10 protein-coding genes and 1 other annotated feature are annotated in these 13519 nt (G+C 54.0%); of the genes, 1 reads left to right on the forward strand and 9 read right to left on the reverse strand.

Annotated features, from left to right (window positions below; all coding sequences use genetic code 11):
- Nucleotides 1–141: 141 nt before the first annotated feature.
- The 6 genes from nagZ to ACFQ88_RS32160 form a co-directional block, all read right to left on the reverse strand.
- Nucleotides 142–1749, reverse strand: a complete 1608-nt coding sequence (nagZ, locus tag ACFQ88_RS32135; protein ID WP_379460889.1) for a beta-N-acetylhexosaminidase — start codon at nt 1747–1749, stop codon at nt 142–144.
- A 25-nt stretch (nt 1750–1774) separates the two neighbouring features.
- On the reverse strand, nt 1775–3400 hold the full coding sequence (locus tag ACFQ88_RS32140) for a response regulator (RefSeq protein WP_379460891.1): 1626 nt from the start codon (nt 3398–3400) through the stop codon (nt 1775–1777).
- Nucleotides 3390–5222: a cache domain-containing sensor histidine kinase gene (locus ACFQ88_RS32145; protein ID WP_379460893.1), complete on the reverse strand. Its 1833-nt coding sequence runs from the start codon at nt 5220–5222 to the stop codon at nt 3390–3392. The genes ACFQ88_RS32140 and ACFQ88_RS32145 overlap by 11 nt, the downstream gene beginning before the upstream one ends.
- A gap of 44 nt (nt 5223–5266) precedes the next feature.
- Entirely contained in the window at nt 5267–6097 is an 831-nt protein-coding gene (locus ACFQ88_RS32150; RefSeq protein WP_379460895.1) for a carbohydrate ABC transporter permease, read from the reverse strand.
- The gene (locus ACFQ88_RS32155) at nt 6094–6978 is read right to left on the reverse strand and encodes a carbohydrate ABC transporter permease (protein WP_379460897.1); all 885 of its coding nucleotides are present in this window, start codon (nt 6976–6978) and stop codon (nt 6094–6096) included. The genes ACFQ88_RS32150 and ACFQ88_RS32155 overlap by 4 nt, the downstream gene beginning before the upstream one ends.
- A gap of 106 nt (nt 6979–7084) precedes the next feature.
- The gene (locus tag ACFQ88_RS32160; protein ID WP_379460899.1) at nt 7085–8425 is read right to left on the reverse strand and encodes an extracellular solute-binding protein; all 1341 of its coding nucleotides are present in this window, start codon (nt 8423–8425) and stop codon (nt 7085–7087) included.
- A gap of 355 nt (nt 8426–8780) precedes the next feature.
- Here ACFQ88_RS32160 and ACFQ88_RS32165 point away from each other — a divergent pair, with 355 nt between their 5' ends.
- Nucleotides 8781–9251, forward strand: a complete 471-nt coding sequence (locus ACFQ88_RS32165; protein WP_239633872.1) for a MarR family winged helix-turn-helix transcriptional regulator — start codon at nt 8781–8783, stop codon at nt 9249–9251.
- A gap of 124 nt (nt 9252–9375) precedes the next feature.
- Here ACFQ88_RS32165 and ACFQ88_RS32170 read toward each other — a convergent pair whose 3' ends face one another.
- The 3 genes from ACFQ88_RS32170 to ACFQ88_RS32180 form a co-directional block, all read right to left on the reverse strand.
- On the reverse strand, nt 9376–10485 hold the full coding sequence (locus ACFQ88_RS32170; RefSeq protein WP_379460902.1) for a lactonase family protein: 1110 nt from the start codon (nt 10483–10485) through the stop codon (nt 9376–9378).
- 21 nt (nt 10486–10506) lie between these two features.
- The gene (locus tag ACFQ88_RS32175; protein ID WP_379460904.1) at nt 10507–11337 is read right to left on the reverse strand and encodes an amidohydrolase family protein; all 831 of its coding nucleotides are present in this window, start codon (nt 11335–11337) and stop codon (nt 10507–10509) included.
- A gap of 84 nt (nt 11338–11421) precedes the next feature.
- Nucleotides 11422–12957 carry a GMC oxidoreductase gene (locus tag ACFQ88_RS32180; protein ID WP_379460906.1) on the reverse strand — a complete coding sequence of 512 codons (1536 nt, stop codon included), beginning with the start codon at nt 12955–12957 and terminating at the stop codon, nt 11422–11424.
- Between the two features lie 126 nt (nt 12958–13083).
- Nucleotides 13084–13296, forward strand: a binding site (T-box leader).
- Nucleotides 13297–13519 lie beyond the last annotated feature (223 nt).

Consider the following 13519-nt stretch of genomic DNA (forward strand, 5'->3'; position numbering starts at 1 on the left):
CACCGGAAGTTACCGCACGGACGGATAAGTTCCCGAAAACAACAGCGGATAAAAGGAGGTACCCCACCGGGATACCCAGCAGCAGCTTTACATTCATTGGTTTTCTCGGCAAAGCTATTGCCGCCAACAAGTCCTTGCCGCTCAACCGTTCCACGACCATCCATACGGATAGGCGGGTCGTATAGTAACAGGCAGCTTGCCGAACGCTTGAATCCGCCCAGCCAGCACGGAAGCCAGCGCCCTCATAGCGGAAGGCCGATTCTCGTAACAGGCAATGTACGTCCCGATATGGGGAAAAGCATTCAGATCGTAAGGAATCCGCACGGAGGCGACAATCAAGGAAATGCCGCGGGCTTCAAGCTTCTTGACAAGCCGAACCTGCTGAGGCGAAGCTTCAGCGTTGTATGTCAATACAACCACCTGCTCGTAACCCAAGCTTTCCTGCAATAAATAGTCGGCTTCCCATTTCATCGTGGTGACGCCGATCCGTTCCTCACGAACGGTATATCCGAGCCGCTGCAGCCAGAAGCCCAATGTTTCCGTCTGAGGTATCACTTCATCGACCTCGGTGCCGACGCGAACCTCCGGCCAGACGACGAAGACCGGCTTGCCCGCGTCGAGCGGCAGCCGCCCGGCCTCCTTCACCAGCGTGACGCTCCGCTCGCTGACTGTCTCCGCAAGCCGCAGCGCAGCTTCTGCGGCTGGCACATCACTGGCGGCAGACGCCCCGCCGCCGCCCAACAGCCCCCTGCGGCGCTTCATCGCCAGAATCCGTGTCACGGATTCGTCGATCCGCCGCTCGGGGATGCGCCCCTGCTCCACGGCACGGAGCAGGGCGGCTAGCGCGGCTTGCTGCCGCTCGATGCGGTGGCTGACCAGAATGAGGTCAGCCCCGGCCTCGACGGCGCGCACCGCGCCTTCCGCGACGCCGAAGTGATCGGCGATCGCGCCCATTTCCAGGCAGTCGGTGACGACGACGCCGGTGAACCCGAGCTGCCTGCGCAGCAGCTCGGTTAAGACCTTGCCCGACAGCGTGCACGGCACGCGCTCCGGCTCGAAGGCCGGAAACATGACGTGAGCCGTCATGATCGCGTCGACGCCGGCCGCAATCGCCTGCCGGAATGGAGCGAGCTCCACTCGCTCCAGCCGCTCGCGGCCATGCGGTACCAAGGGCAGCGCGAGATGCGAATCCTCGCCGGTGTCGCCATGGCCAGGGAAATGCTTGACCGTCGCGGCCACGCCCGCCTCCTGATAGCCCATCGCCGCGGCGGAACCCAGCTCGCCTACAAGCTGCGGGTTTTCCCCGTAAGATCGTACTCCGATCACCGGATTGGCCGGGTTATTGTTAACATCGAGGCAAGGGGCAAAGTTCATGTTGATGCCGAGGCGCTTCAGCTCCTCACCAGCCGCACGCGCCGTCTGCCGGGCGAAGGCGGTGTTACGCGCCGCGCCCAGAGCCATCGCTCCCGGCATGATCGTGACACCGTTGTCAATCCGGTTCACCATGCCTCCCTCTTGATCGATGGCTATGAGCAGCTGCACCTTCCCGCCTGCAAGCTGCTGCAATTGCGTAGACAGCCTCCGCGCTTGGGCAGCATCCCGTAAATTGCGGCGGAAATAAATAACGCCGCCGATATGCTCGTCGCGAATCAACCGGGCGATATCATCCGACGGCTCCGTTCCATGGAAGCCGCACATGACCATCTGGCCGATTTTCCGCTTTAAGGTCCAATGGTGATCCGCCATCATCCTTTTTCACCTTCCATCCTCAGGTTTACCGGCTAGAATTCAACGGACTGGAATCACTTGGACAGGAACTCGGCTGTGAAAGGTACTCCCGATATTCCGAGGGACTCATGCCCTCATGCTTATGAAACACTTTGGTGAAATAGCGCCGTTCCGCATAGCCGACCAGCTTGCCGATTTGCGTTACGCTTTTGCCGCTCGACGAGAGAAGCGTCTTGGCAAGCTCTATCCGCTGCCGCGTCACATACTCGACGAAGGTTTCTTCGAAATGCTGCTTGAACAGCTGGCTGAAATAGCTCGTGCTGATTCCAAGATGACATGCGAGCTCCTCCACTCCCAAGTCGCGGGTAACATTGCGGTGAATATAGTCTTTGGCGCAAGCCATCAGCAGCTCAATGGATTTGCGGCTGTTCCCTGCGGATCCGTTCGCGCATTCGGAGGCGATGCGGTAGATCGTCTGCACCAGCAGCTTGATGTGACGACTCCCGTTCAGCTCAAGCCACAACGTCTGCTCCTGCTCGGCCGTCAGGATGCCGACGCTTCTCATCTCCCGCAGCAAATGGATGCTTAGAAAATGGAGCATCGGCTCCGCCTGCAAGGACGACGGCTCCGCCAGCTCTCTCAAGAGCCGCTCAAGCAGTTCGTGCGCCTTCTCCTGATCTCCCTGCAGCAAAGCCGCAACGAGACCGTCGGCCATAGTCCAAAAGGAGCTTACCGAATGAACGGCTTCGGCACGTTCTCCGATGATTTCGATATGCTTCGCCTGCAACGATAACCGCATGGCTTGTTTGGCGCTCCGGTAAGCACCCGAGAGCTCCTCCAGTGACAGCGATGCCGGATATACGCCTACACTGACCGAGAGCCGGGTGTAGCGTTCCACGGCCTGCTGCATCCGTTCCGCCCAATGCCTCAGCTGACCGGACGGCTTGCCCGGCGATCGTTCTTCTGCTGCGAGCAGGCACCATTCTCCTTCTCTCGTTTGCAGAACCGAGTAATCGGGACAATCGTCGAGCAGTACCTCCTGCAGCACATTGCGAACGGCAAAATGCACCAGCCTCCGCTCCCGCTCATCCTGGACGGTAAGCTGCGAATAATCGTCCAGATCGATTACATACAATATAAACCTCGTATTGTTCCATTTTATGGAACCTACATCGAGAAGTTGACGGCTTATCCCCGCAGGACAATTCATAAGCGCGTCGAGAAGCACCTTCTCGTATGCGATGCCCGACAGCTGCTTCCACCGGTTGCTGTCTCTTTCCCTGCCGGCGAACTTGCTTCTCAGCTCCCCGGCCAGCCGTTCGATCACCTGCTGCAGCTCCTCGTAATCAATCGGCTTGACGATATAATCCTTCGCGCCGTACTTGATGGCGGACCGCGCATAATCGAACTCCTGGAAGCCGGTCAGCATAATGACCTCTCCTTGGAAGCCCTGCTCCCTTAGCCGCTGCAGCATCGTAATGCCGTCCATCACCGGCATGCGGATATCGGACAGAATCAGGTCCGGATTATGCTCTTGCGCCAGCTCCAGAGCCATAGCACCATTCGAAGCCATCCCTACGAGCTCCAACTGCATGGCTTCCCAAGAAATGACTTTTTGCAAATTCCGGATAATATTGATTTCATCATCCACAAGCATCGCTTTAAGCTTCATCCGGTTCACCCGCCGTTTGTTTAGGAATGACGATCCGAATCAGCGTGCCTTGCCCCGGCTCGCTGCACAGCCATAGCCCGTACCGGCAGCCGTAGCGGATTCTTAACCGGTCCGCCACATTGGGTAGACCGAGACCGGTTCTTGCGCTGGCTCCTTCTTCCCGAACGGCAGCCGCAATAGCCGCCGCATGTAATTTTGCCGCCGACTGGCTTATGCCGGATTTATAATGTAAACGGGACAGCACGGCCGAATCGATGCCGATGCCGTTGTCATCCACCCAGAGGACGATGTGCTCCCCGTGGTCCTCCGCTTTGACATGAACCCGACCTTTATAGGCAATCCCCTCGAACCCGTGCTGAATGCTGTTTTCCACCAATGGCTGCAAGGTCAGCTTCAGAATCAGACTATCGCGCAGCGAATTAGGGATGTCAAGTTCATATTCGAACAGCTCCTCGAACCGGTAGCTTTGGATTTCCAAATAATTGCGCAAATGATCCATTTCCAATGAGAGCGGTATTTGCTCTGAAGTCTGAAAGCTGATGCGCAGAATCGTACTGAGCTGACGCACCATTTTATTGACTTTGCGCCCCTCGTTTTGCGCGGCCAGCGCGTTGATGGATTCGAGCGTATTGAATAAAAAATGCGGCTTGATCTGGGCTTGCAGCAGCATCAGCTCCGCTTTGTTTTTACGCTCTTGCTCGCGCTTCACCTCCTCCAGCAGACCGCTGATCCGCTCTACCAGACTGTTGAAGCCGCGCGCCAGCACGCTCGTTTCATCGTTCGAGGCCGCCTCCGCGCGGATGCGGAGGTCTCCGATCTCCACCCGTTTCATCAGCTGCACGACATATAGAATAAAGCGGATGTTCCGGTTTACGAACAACAGGTTAAACAGCAGAGCGCTGAGCAAGCATAGCGCGGTAATCGCTCCGATCCACCGCAGCACCTGCTCGGTTTTGCCGGACAAATACCGCCATGGCGTGACGGAGACGACACTCCAGTTCATTTTGCCGTAGCGGTCAAGCTCCGGATGGTGCACGGAAACGACGCTTTCTACGCCACCGAACTCGAGCTTCCTGCTGTCATAGTCCTTGCTCCAATCCATACTCGAGCTAAGCAGCCCGGACAGAAGGAGACCCTGCAGCTCCGACTTGCTGTCGACCATGACGAGCCCGTCCTGATTGACAAGCATATACCGGTTATCCGCATTCCGACCCGAATCGTAATCGTTAAAAATTTTGTTCAATTCCTGAAATTGAAATTGCTGAAGCAATATGCCTTTGTTATCCAGCGTATATTTATCGTTGACCACCCGCAGCATCGTAAAAAACGGGCCGTCACCGGTCAATTCCGGTTCCTCGTGGGGGCCTATCCACACCGGTATCCCGTTCAGCCTCATCGCTTCCTTGTACACCGGCTGCCGGAACAGCTCCTCGTAAGATAATCTGCGGTATCCGATCTTGCCCTCGCTGAACACCTTGCCGTCAAAATCGTATAAAGCCGCGGAATAGGCCGGTGTGTAGGATAAAAAAGTCCGCTGCAGCAGCCTTCCGTACTCGGTCAAGGCAACCGCATCAAAGGTTTGGCCCGTCCCCAGCACACTCTGGATATCCTCACGCAGCATGTAAGATTCCGAAAAGTAATTCGCCTCTTTGAGCACATAAGTCAGATTGCGACCAACCGCTTTTAACGTAAGCTCCGATTGCTCCGCATAATTCTCCCCGATAATATATTGCGATACGAGGTAGGTGATCAGCCCGAGCACGAACAGCGGAAGGACGATGAAAGCCATGAAGGCTATAAACACTTTCTTGCGAAGATTCATCGAGCCGTGTCTCCCCCAACCGGCCAAGGAAGGCCGCGGCTCCGCTATCCTTTCGTGCTGCCTGCGGTAACTCCCTCGATAATTTTCTCTTGCAATACGGCATATACGACAATGACCGGCAGCACGCTGAACATGATGGATGCGGCCAAGCTGCCATAGTTCATGTTGAACTGGTTCATGAACGCAACCATTCCCGTCGGAAGCGTTCGAAGCTTTTCTTTGGAGAGAAATAAATAAGCCATGACAAACTCGTTCCAATTGGACAAAAAGTTCAATATGAACACCGTCACCAGCGCCGGAACGGTAATAGGAAGGATAATTCTGGCGAACAAGCCGAAGGCGCTTAATCCGTCCATGACCCCCGCTTCCTCCAGCTCCTGCGGGATCGATTTCATAAACGCGGAGATTATGAACACCGTTAACGGCAGGCCGAATGTGATATATGGAAACAACAGCGCGAAATGCGTATTGTACAAATGAAGGTCGCGCAGCCAAATGAACAACGGCAAAATCAGCGTCCCGCCCGGAACGAGAAGCGCCAGCAGCAGCAATCCGCCGACCGCTTTGTTAACCGCTTTCATCCTCATTCTTGTAAGCGCATAAGCCGCGGCGGCTGCGAGCAACATCGTTACTACACTTGCCAATATACTAACATAGAAGCTATTGAAAAAATAAGTGCTGACTTTCGCTCCCGTCCAGGCGTTCGTATAATTGCTGAACGTGAATTGCTGGGGCAATCCCCACGGATTGGAGATGATTTCTTTATTCGTTTTGAACGAGGAGTTCAATATCCATACAAGCGGATACAGTGTGAAGATCAGATAGCACCACAGCATCAAATGGATCAATGCGCGTTTCATCATTGCGGTTTTCATGTCTCCACCTCCCCGAATCGTTTGGACACCAGCTGAAATAGAACCGTTAATGCGAGGGTGAACAGCACGATCAGAATAGAAATCGCATTGCCGTACCCGTATTCGTTCAGCCGCGTGCCTTGCTTGATCATATAGGTGGCCAGCACTTCGGTCTGGTTCGCAGGCCCTCCGCCGGTCATGACCATTACAATATCAAGCGCCTTCATCGCTCCGGTTATCGACAACAGAATAATGACCATAATGACCGAGCGAATAAGCGGAATCGTAATATGCCATGCTTTGGACCAGCCGGTAGCCCCGTCGAGCTCTGCGGCCTCGTATACTTCCGTCGAAATGCCAAGAATGGCCGCCAATACAAGCACGACATAGAATCCGGTCCACTGCCAGGCGTTCGTAACGAGAATAGCGAGCATCGCCGTTTTGTCGTCGGCAAGCCACGTATGGACCAGACTGCCTGCTCCGGCCGATTTGAGCAGCTGGTTCAGTAATCCGATCTCCGGATGGTAGATGAAGGAGAACAGGATGCCGACGACGGCGGTGGACAAAATGCTCGGAACAAACACGGTCGTCTTATACAAGCCCTTCCAGCGCCGGATCGAGGAGATGGCAATGCCCAGCACGATGATAACGGGAATTTGCACCACGACGGCAAACAGAATGAAGCAGATGTTATTGAGCAGCGAATGCCAGACCAGCTCGTCTTGGAACGCTTGAATGAAATTGTCGAGCCCGTTGAATTCGGGCTGATTAACCCCGTCCCAGCGGGTAAACGCGTGCTGCAGCGACTGAAGCAGAGGAATCATGAAAAACATCATGTAAAACAGCATCGTAGGAATGATGAATAGTGTATAAGTGAGCGGATTGCGCATCGTCTTATTCATTGCGGAGTCCTCCTTACTTCCTGCCTTTTGCGAAAGGATGGGCCTGCCGTCCGGAAGCAAGAACGGGTATCCCGTTATGGCGAGATACCCGCATCCGTGGTAGGGACTATTTTTTCGTATCCTTGTTCGCGTCGTCCTGCGCCTTTTGCACCTTTTCCGTCGCTTTCTCAGCGGTGGATTTGCCCCCGAGAAGCTCCTGCATTCCTGCCTCCAGCGCTTCTCTTACCTTCGCCTGAACGACGGAATCGAATGCCGGAAACTGCTTCGCATTGGCCGCATTCAAAATTTCTCCGACGATCGGATTCACACCGGACAAATCGGATAGCTTCATAGCCGGCAGGAAGCCGGATTCCTTCAGCTGGCGCTTCTGCATTTCCTCGCTGTACATCAGCTTGATGAATTCCTTAACCGCTTTGAGCTCGGAATCGTTCAATGCCGCCGAGAAGCCGTAGCCGTTGGAATAGCTGCCGTTGATCAGCCCGTCGCCCTTGCCGCCGACACCTGGGAAGTTGAAGAAGCCGACGTCGTTCGGAATCTTCGATTTCTCCGGATCGACGACCGCCGAGTTGGCCCAGCTGCCGTCAAATAGCATGGCTGCTTCGCCTATGCGGAACTTGTTCTGCTGCTCGGCATATTTCAAGCCCAGGTTGCCTTCCTGGAAATATCCTTTTTTCACCAATGTTTCATATCGCTTGAATGCGTCCAGCACATCGGGGTCCGTCCATTTCTTGCTGCCGCTTAAGAACCCGGCTACGGAATCCGCTCCTGCGGTTCGCACCCACAGCGTATTCATCATCATGTTGATAACCCAGCCGTCGGCCGAAGCGAGTGCCAGAGGCGTAATTTGCTTCGCTTTTGCTTTTTCGCTTACGGCAAGAAATTCGTCCCAAGTTTTCGGAACCTCTACGCCAAGCTCCTTGAATATTTTTTTATTGTAAAATACGCCCTCTACGAAGCCTGCCGTAGGCAAGCCGTACACTTTCCCGTCGACCATAAATTCGTCCAGGTTGAAAAACTTGTCTTTCAAACCGAGCTCGCTCAAAATCGGGGTCAAATCAAGCAGTCTGTTCGCTTTCACATATTTCTGGGTATCGGTTCCGCCGAATAAATCGAATATTTTGGGCGGCGTTCCCGCGGCCATTTCCGCAGGGAGCTTTTCGAATCGGTTGACCTTATCCTCTACGCCTTCAAGCTCCACTTTCAGACCGGGGACATTGGCTTCCATCTTCTTGGCTACATCCTCGAGCAATTTCAACCGGAGCTTCGCATCGTCCCTGACCTGGGTATGTCTGAGCGATACGGTAAACGCCTTGGCTTCCGGCTTCTTCTCCCCCGTATTGCTGCCTGGAGCCGGATTCGTATTCGTCTTCGGCTGCTCGCCGCAGCCTGCTGCGACACTTGATACGAGAAGCAATAATGCCAGCCCTGCGGCCGCTTTCTTCTTCATATGACCCCTCCGCGATTCAAAGTGTAAGAATTTGCTTTGATAAGGTTGATTATAGGGGCGCACCGCGGTTCACAACAGGGTATGAAATCGATACTAAGGGGATAAATTTATCTACTGTCGTAAAAATTTTTGAAACGCATTCGCACCCTCTTGCGTATTACTTATATTGTGTGTACTATTTTGGCGAGATCACACACAGATAAAGTCTAATGAAACCGCTGTATGTCGATTTGCGTCATTTATTTTTTTTAGCCAACTGTTTTTATTGCCAATAGATGTGATCTTCGATACGCTTTATTGCTTACCCTATGTGGTATAATAACATCAATTTATATAAAGGTTAGGAGAATCGCTAATGAGTAGAGCACAGGATGCTTCCATGTTGTTAAAAAGCTTGCTCGCAATGGGACGCCAAATGAAGCGGTCGCTTCAAACCATCATTATGGATCCGCAATTAAACAATTCGACCATATCCGTTATGTTTCAGTTAGAGCATCAATCTATGAAAATGAACGATATTGCCGATTATTTAACCATCACCTTGGGAGCGGCTACAAGCCTTGTCGATAAGCTGGAGCGGCAGAACATTGTCGAACGGATCCGCTCGGTAGAGGACCGGCGCATCATTTACGTACAATTAACGGATACCGGCAAGGAAAAGCTGAATTCGCTGCGGGAACACATCTGGGCGGAAGCGAATACGATTTTTGCCAACCTGCCGGAGGAGCAAATGCAAGAGTATATTCAGACGGTCGATCGGATAACCAGACATTTGGGCGAGTACAACGGCTGTGTCGGGGAAAAATCATGCCAGGAGCAGCAGTAAAGGCGCTTTATGTGAGCCGAAATAACCGGATATTTTTGAAACCGTTATCAAAAAAAGGAAATTAGTAAGACCGCCCCGCCGGATACCGGCAGGAGGCGGTCTATTCGTATGTTTATTCGACGCCTTATTTCAAGGAATTTGTTGTCATGAACGCTACACATACCGGTTCGGAAACGGCAATCTCCTGCCCTGTCCATTCCAGCATGCCGTTTGTCCGGTCGATCCGAAATGTAACTAGATTATCCGATTCCTGGTTCGCTGCAACCAGGAAGTTACCGTCGGGAGTGATCCCGAAGTTTCTCGGTGTCCTGCCGCGGGTCGGCACATGTCCGATTGGCGTCAGCCGGCCGTATGTTGGCTCGACCGCAAAGACGGCGATGCTGTCATGGCCGCGGTTGGAGCCATACAGAAACTTGCCGTCCGGAGACAAATGCAGATCGGCGCAGGTGTTGCTTCCTTGAAAATCGGCGGGCAGCACCGGTACCGTCTGAACCGGGCTCAGGCTTCCTTGGCCCGCATCGTAATCGTAGGCTGTTATCGTGCCGTTAAGCTCGTTGATAACATAAGCTCTCGGCTGATCCGGGTGAAATACGAAATGGCGCGGCCCTGCGCCGGCATCCGTCTCCGTTTCACCATGCGGAACAAGTCCGCCCTGCTCCGGAGCGTTCAAATAAACGACGAGCTTGTCGCGCCCTAGATCCGGTACCACTGCATAGCTGCCGGAAGGATCCAACACAATGGAATGCGGATGAGGCGCTTCCTGACGGTCCGTCGCTAGGCTTGCTCCCTTGTGCGCGATGATTTGCGAGGCCGGTTCCAGCCCGCCATCTTCATTCCGCAGCGGGAATCGAGCGACGCTGCCGCCGGAGTAGTTGGCAACGAGCAAGCATGCGCCATGCGCTCCGTGCCGATTTACGATCACGTAGCAAGGATCGTTGCCATGTGTAAGCTGCCGCGGTCCGTGCTCCGTCAGCTTGCCCGACTCGGGATCGATACGGTAGCAGGCAACCGCACCGCCGGGCTGGCCGTCGGTTTCGTGCACCTCGCTTACGGCATACAGCTTCCCGCCCTCAGCATCAACGGCGAGAAACGAAGCGTTGCGTATTCCCGTCACCTGCTGCACAAGCTCCGGCTTGTCCAGAGACGGATCGCAGCGGAACACGGATATGGCCGCTTCCTTTTTGTTCGTATAGCAGCCGACATACATGATAAGAGCATTATCCTTACTTGGCATCGTCAGGAATCCTCCTTGGTTTTAAAGCTTATAGAAACGCGCCGCGTTGTTGCCGAAAATATCTTCAAGATCCGTAGAGGTCAAGCCGGAAGGCAGCGTATGCTCCAGCAGCTTGTACACTTCGCTGTATTCCGCCGCGAGCAGGCAGACCGGCCAATCGCTGCCGTACATGACTCTTTGCGGGCCGAAATGTTCCACAACGTGGCGCACATAAGGAACGAAATGCTCCTCCTGCCAATTCTCATGATCGGCTTCCGTTACCATGCCGGACAGCTTGCAATATACGTTCGGGTGCTCCGCCGCGATTTGTGCCATGAAGGCTTTCCAAGGCTCCGTCTGCTGAGCGGAAATGACCGGCTTGGCAATATGGTCAATCACAGCGTGCAGCTTAGGCAGCTGCTCCAGCAGCTTGACGGTCTTCTCCAGCTGATGCGTCTTGATTAACAGATCGACCGGGAACTGCTCCCGTTCGAAAAAGCGCAGCGCTTCCAATACGGCAGGCCGGAAAGCAAATTCCATATCAATATCTTGCAGCATGATCCGAATGCCTTTGAAATAGCGGTTTGGCTTCAAACGCTCGTAGTCGCTGCGGAAGCCCGCATCTTCCAGATCCAGCCAGCCTACTACTCCGGCTATCGTATCGTTGTCCTCGGCGAGCTTGAGCATAAACTCGGTCTCCGCTACCGTTGCGGCAGCTTGAACGACGATCGTCTTATCGATACCGTTAGCTTGCAAATGCTCCTTGAGCTGCTCAGGCAAAAAATCCCGGTACAACACCGTCGATTCCGGCGTCAGCCAATCATAGTCCCCGCGGTCCAGCTTCCAATAATGCTGATGTGCATCGATTCTCACAGCCGCATCCTCCCTATCGTTTCCTTCGATCGATTACCGATTTTTGTCACTTACATGTCTGATAATAAACGAAGTCACTTCATTTCACAACAGGCCGCCGGCGATAGCGTCCGCCGTTCTGATGGCCAGCGCTGCCGTAGTCAAGGTAGGATTGGCGGCGCCGGATGTAGGCAGCACGCTATTGTCAGCCACATACAAGCCAGTGACACCGTGGACCTGGCCGTGGGCGTTCGTGACCGAATACGCCGGATCCGTGCCCATGCGGCATGTGCCGCATTCATGGTACGGCCTGCCGGGAAGTCGCAAGCAGAGATCAGGTTCTCCATCTCTTGGCACAGGTGCCGCTCCTAAGGCGGCCATGCTCTTCATGAGTTCTTCGGCCATTCGGGCGATCACAAGACGGTCTTTGTCGCTGTAGGAGAAGCGGACCCGGATTTCCGGCACGCCATAGGCATCGGTCTTCAGAGTGTCCAATTCGACCCGGTTTACATAACGGGACTCCACCTCGCCAAATCCGCTTAAGTCAAACAGGAGCTTCTCCTGCAGCGGCACGTTAAGCGACTGGGTCCAGAAATTGCCGCTGATTTGAATTTGGAAATGGCGCTCGGCCGTTGAAGGAATAAGAATGCCAAGACCTCCAAGCATCTCGGGAAATTGCTTTCGGCTAATTGAAGCTTGGGTCGTAACGATAGTATGATTGGTTAAGTAATGACCGACGCTCTTTCCCCCGATTCCTGAGTTCAGAAGAATTCTTGGTGTCTCCAGAGTGCTTGCGGACAAAATAATGATCGGTGACCGGACGGTAAACGATTTTTTGTCATTTGACATGACCTTAACGCCCGTTACTCTGCCGTCTTCGGTAAAGAGCCGCACCGCCCTGGCATTGACCGCCAGATCGAACGGACGCGCATGTCTCGCAGCGGCCAAAAATTGAATCGAACTGAAAAATACATTCGAGTGGATGACCCCGAATGTGGTCGACTCCAGATCCGCAGCAATCGGGTAGGCCTCAGCATCGGGATAAACCTGCTCACGCAGCCGCTCAAGCAAAATTCGGGTATAGGGGGATTCCCCGGAAAACTGCCTCGTCACCCGCATGAATTGCTCGGCTATGTTGTAATATGGCTCCAGCTCCGATTCGGTGACAGGCCACCCTTCCAGCTCGAACCCTCTTCTGCGCGGAGTGACTGCGCCCCAAAATATCGTTCTTCCCCCAAGCAGCCGAAACCGCCGGAATCCCCGGAATTCAGGCAAGACCTCACCGAGCGGCTCTGACACCCGAGGATTGAGCAGGTAAGCTTCCGCAAGCTCCTCGTTCATTGTGGAGATATTTTGGACGTGCGTCGGAATAACAGGCTCCCCGGCTTCTATCATCCCTATCCGTTTCCCCTCTTGTCTCCACCGCTCGCACAATCTCCATAGGGCGGCTCCTCCCCCCGCTCCGCTGCCTATTACGAGAGCATCGTATTCCGTCGCCGCCATTTGCTCCAGACTTACGGTTGGAATCCAATAGTTCAGGTAGTCCGGCCCGGGGAGAGGACAGTAAACCGGTAACTTTCCATCTACCGCCGATGCCTCGTTAATTGGCCTATCCTTCCGTGCATGAAAACGAATGTTCACCCTCGCGCCACTTCCTTATCCTGAGTTGCCTTAGAGCATTATATGAGCCGAAAATGGGCTTTTGTTCCATCGATACCGGATTGACAGAGAAAAAACAGCGTGGTATAGTGTGGGTAATTTAGTTCTTCAAAGACGTGGATGGGGAAAGTAGACACGGTGAATTTCTAAGCGACTCAGGGACGGTGCGAGCCTGGGATTGAAGCCATGACGAAAGCCGCCCCGGAGTCGCCCTCTGAACATTGCAGTAAGAGAAGGCCGGTTTCCGCCGTTATCGGAATGAGTGGACATGATGATGTCAATTAGGGTGGTACCGCGTGAGCCAAAGCTCTCGTCCCTTTCCGGGGATGGAGGGCTTTTTTTGTTGCTTCCTTACCGGAAAAAACCTGACTCCCTATCTCTATTACGCTTCTTTTGCGCTGTTTTTAAGTGCGAGGTTGGCGTAACCGGAGGCGCGTCATGATGTCAATTAGGGTGGTAACGCGTGAGTTTTAGGCTCTCGTCCCTTTATAGGGGCGAGGGCTTTTTGTATTTCAATCCAAATTTCATTCCAAAGAAAGCTGGT

It is taken from the genome of Paenibacillus sp. NPDC056579 (assembly GCF_042793215.1).
Taxonomy (GTDB): Bacteria; Bacillota; Bacilli; order Paenibacillales; family NBRC-103111; genus Paenibacillus_S.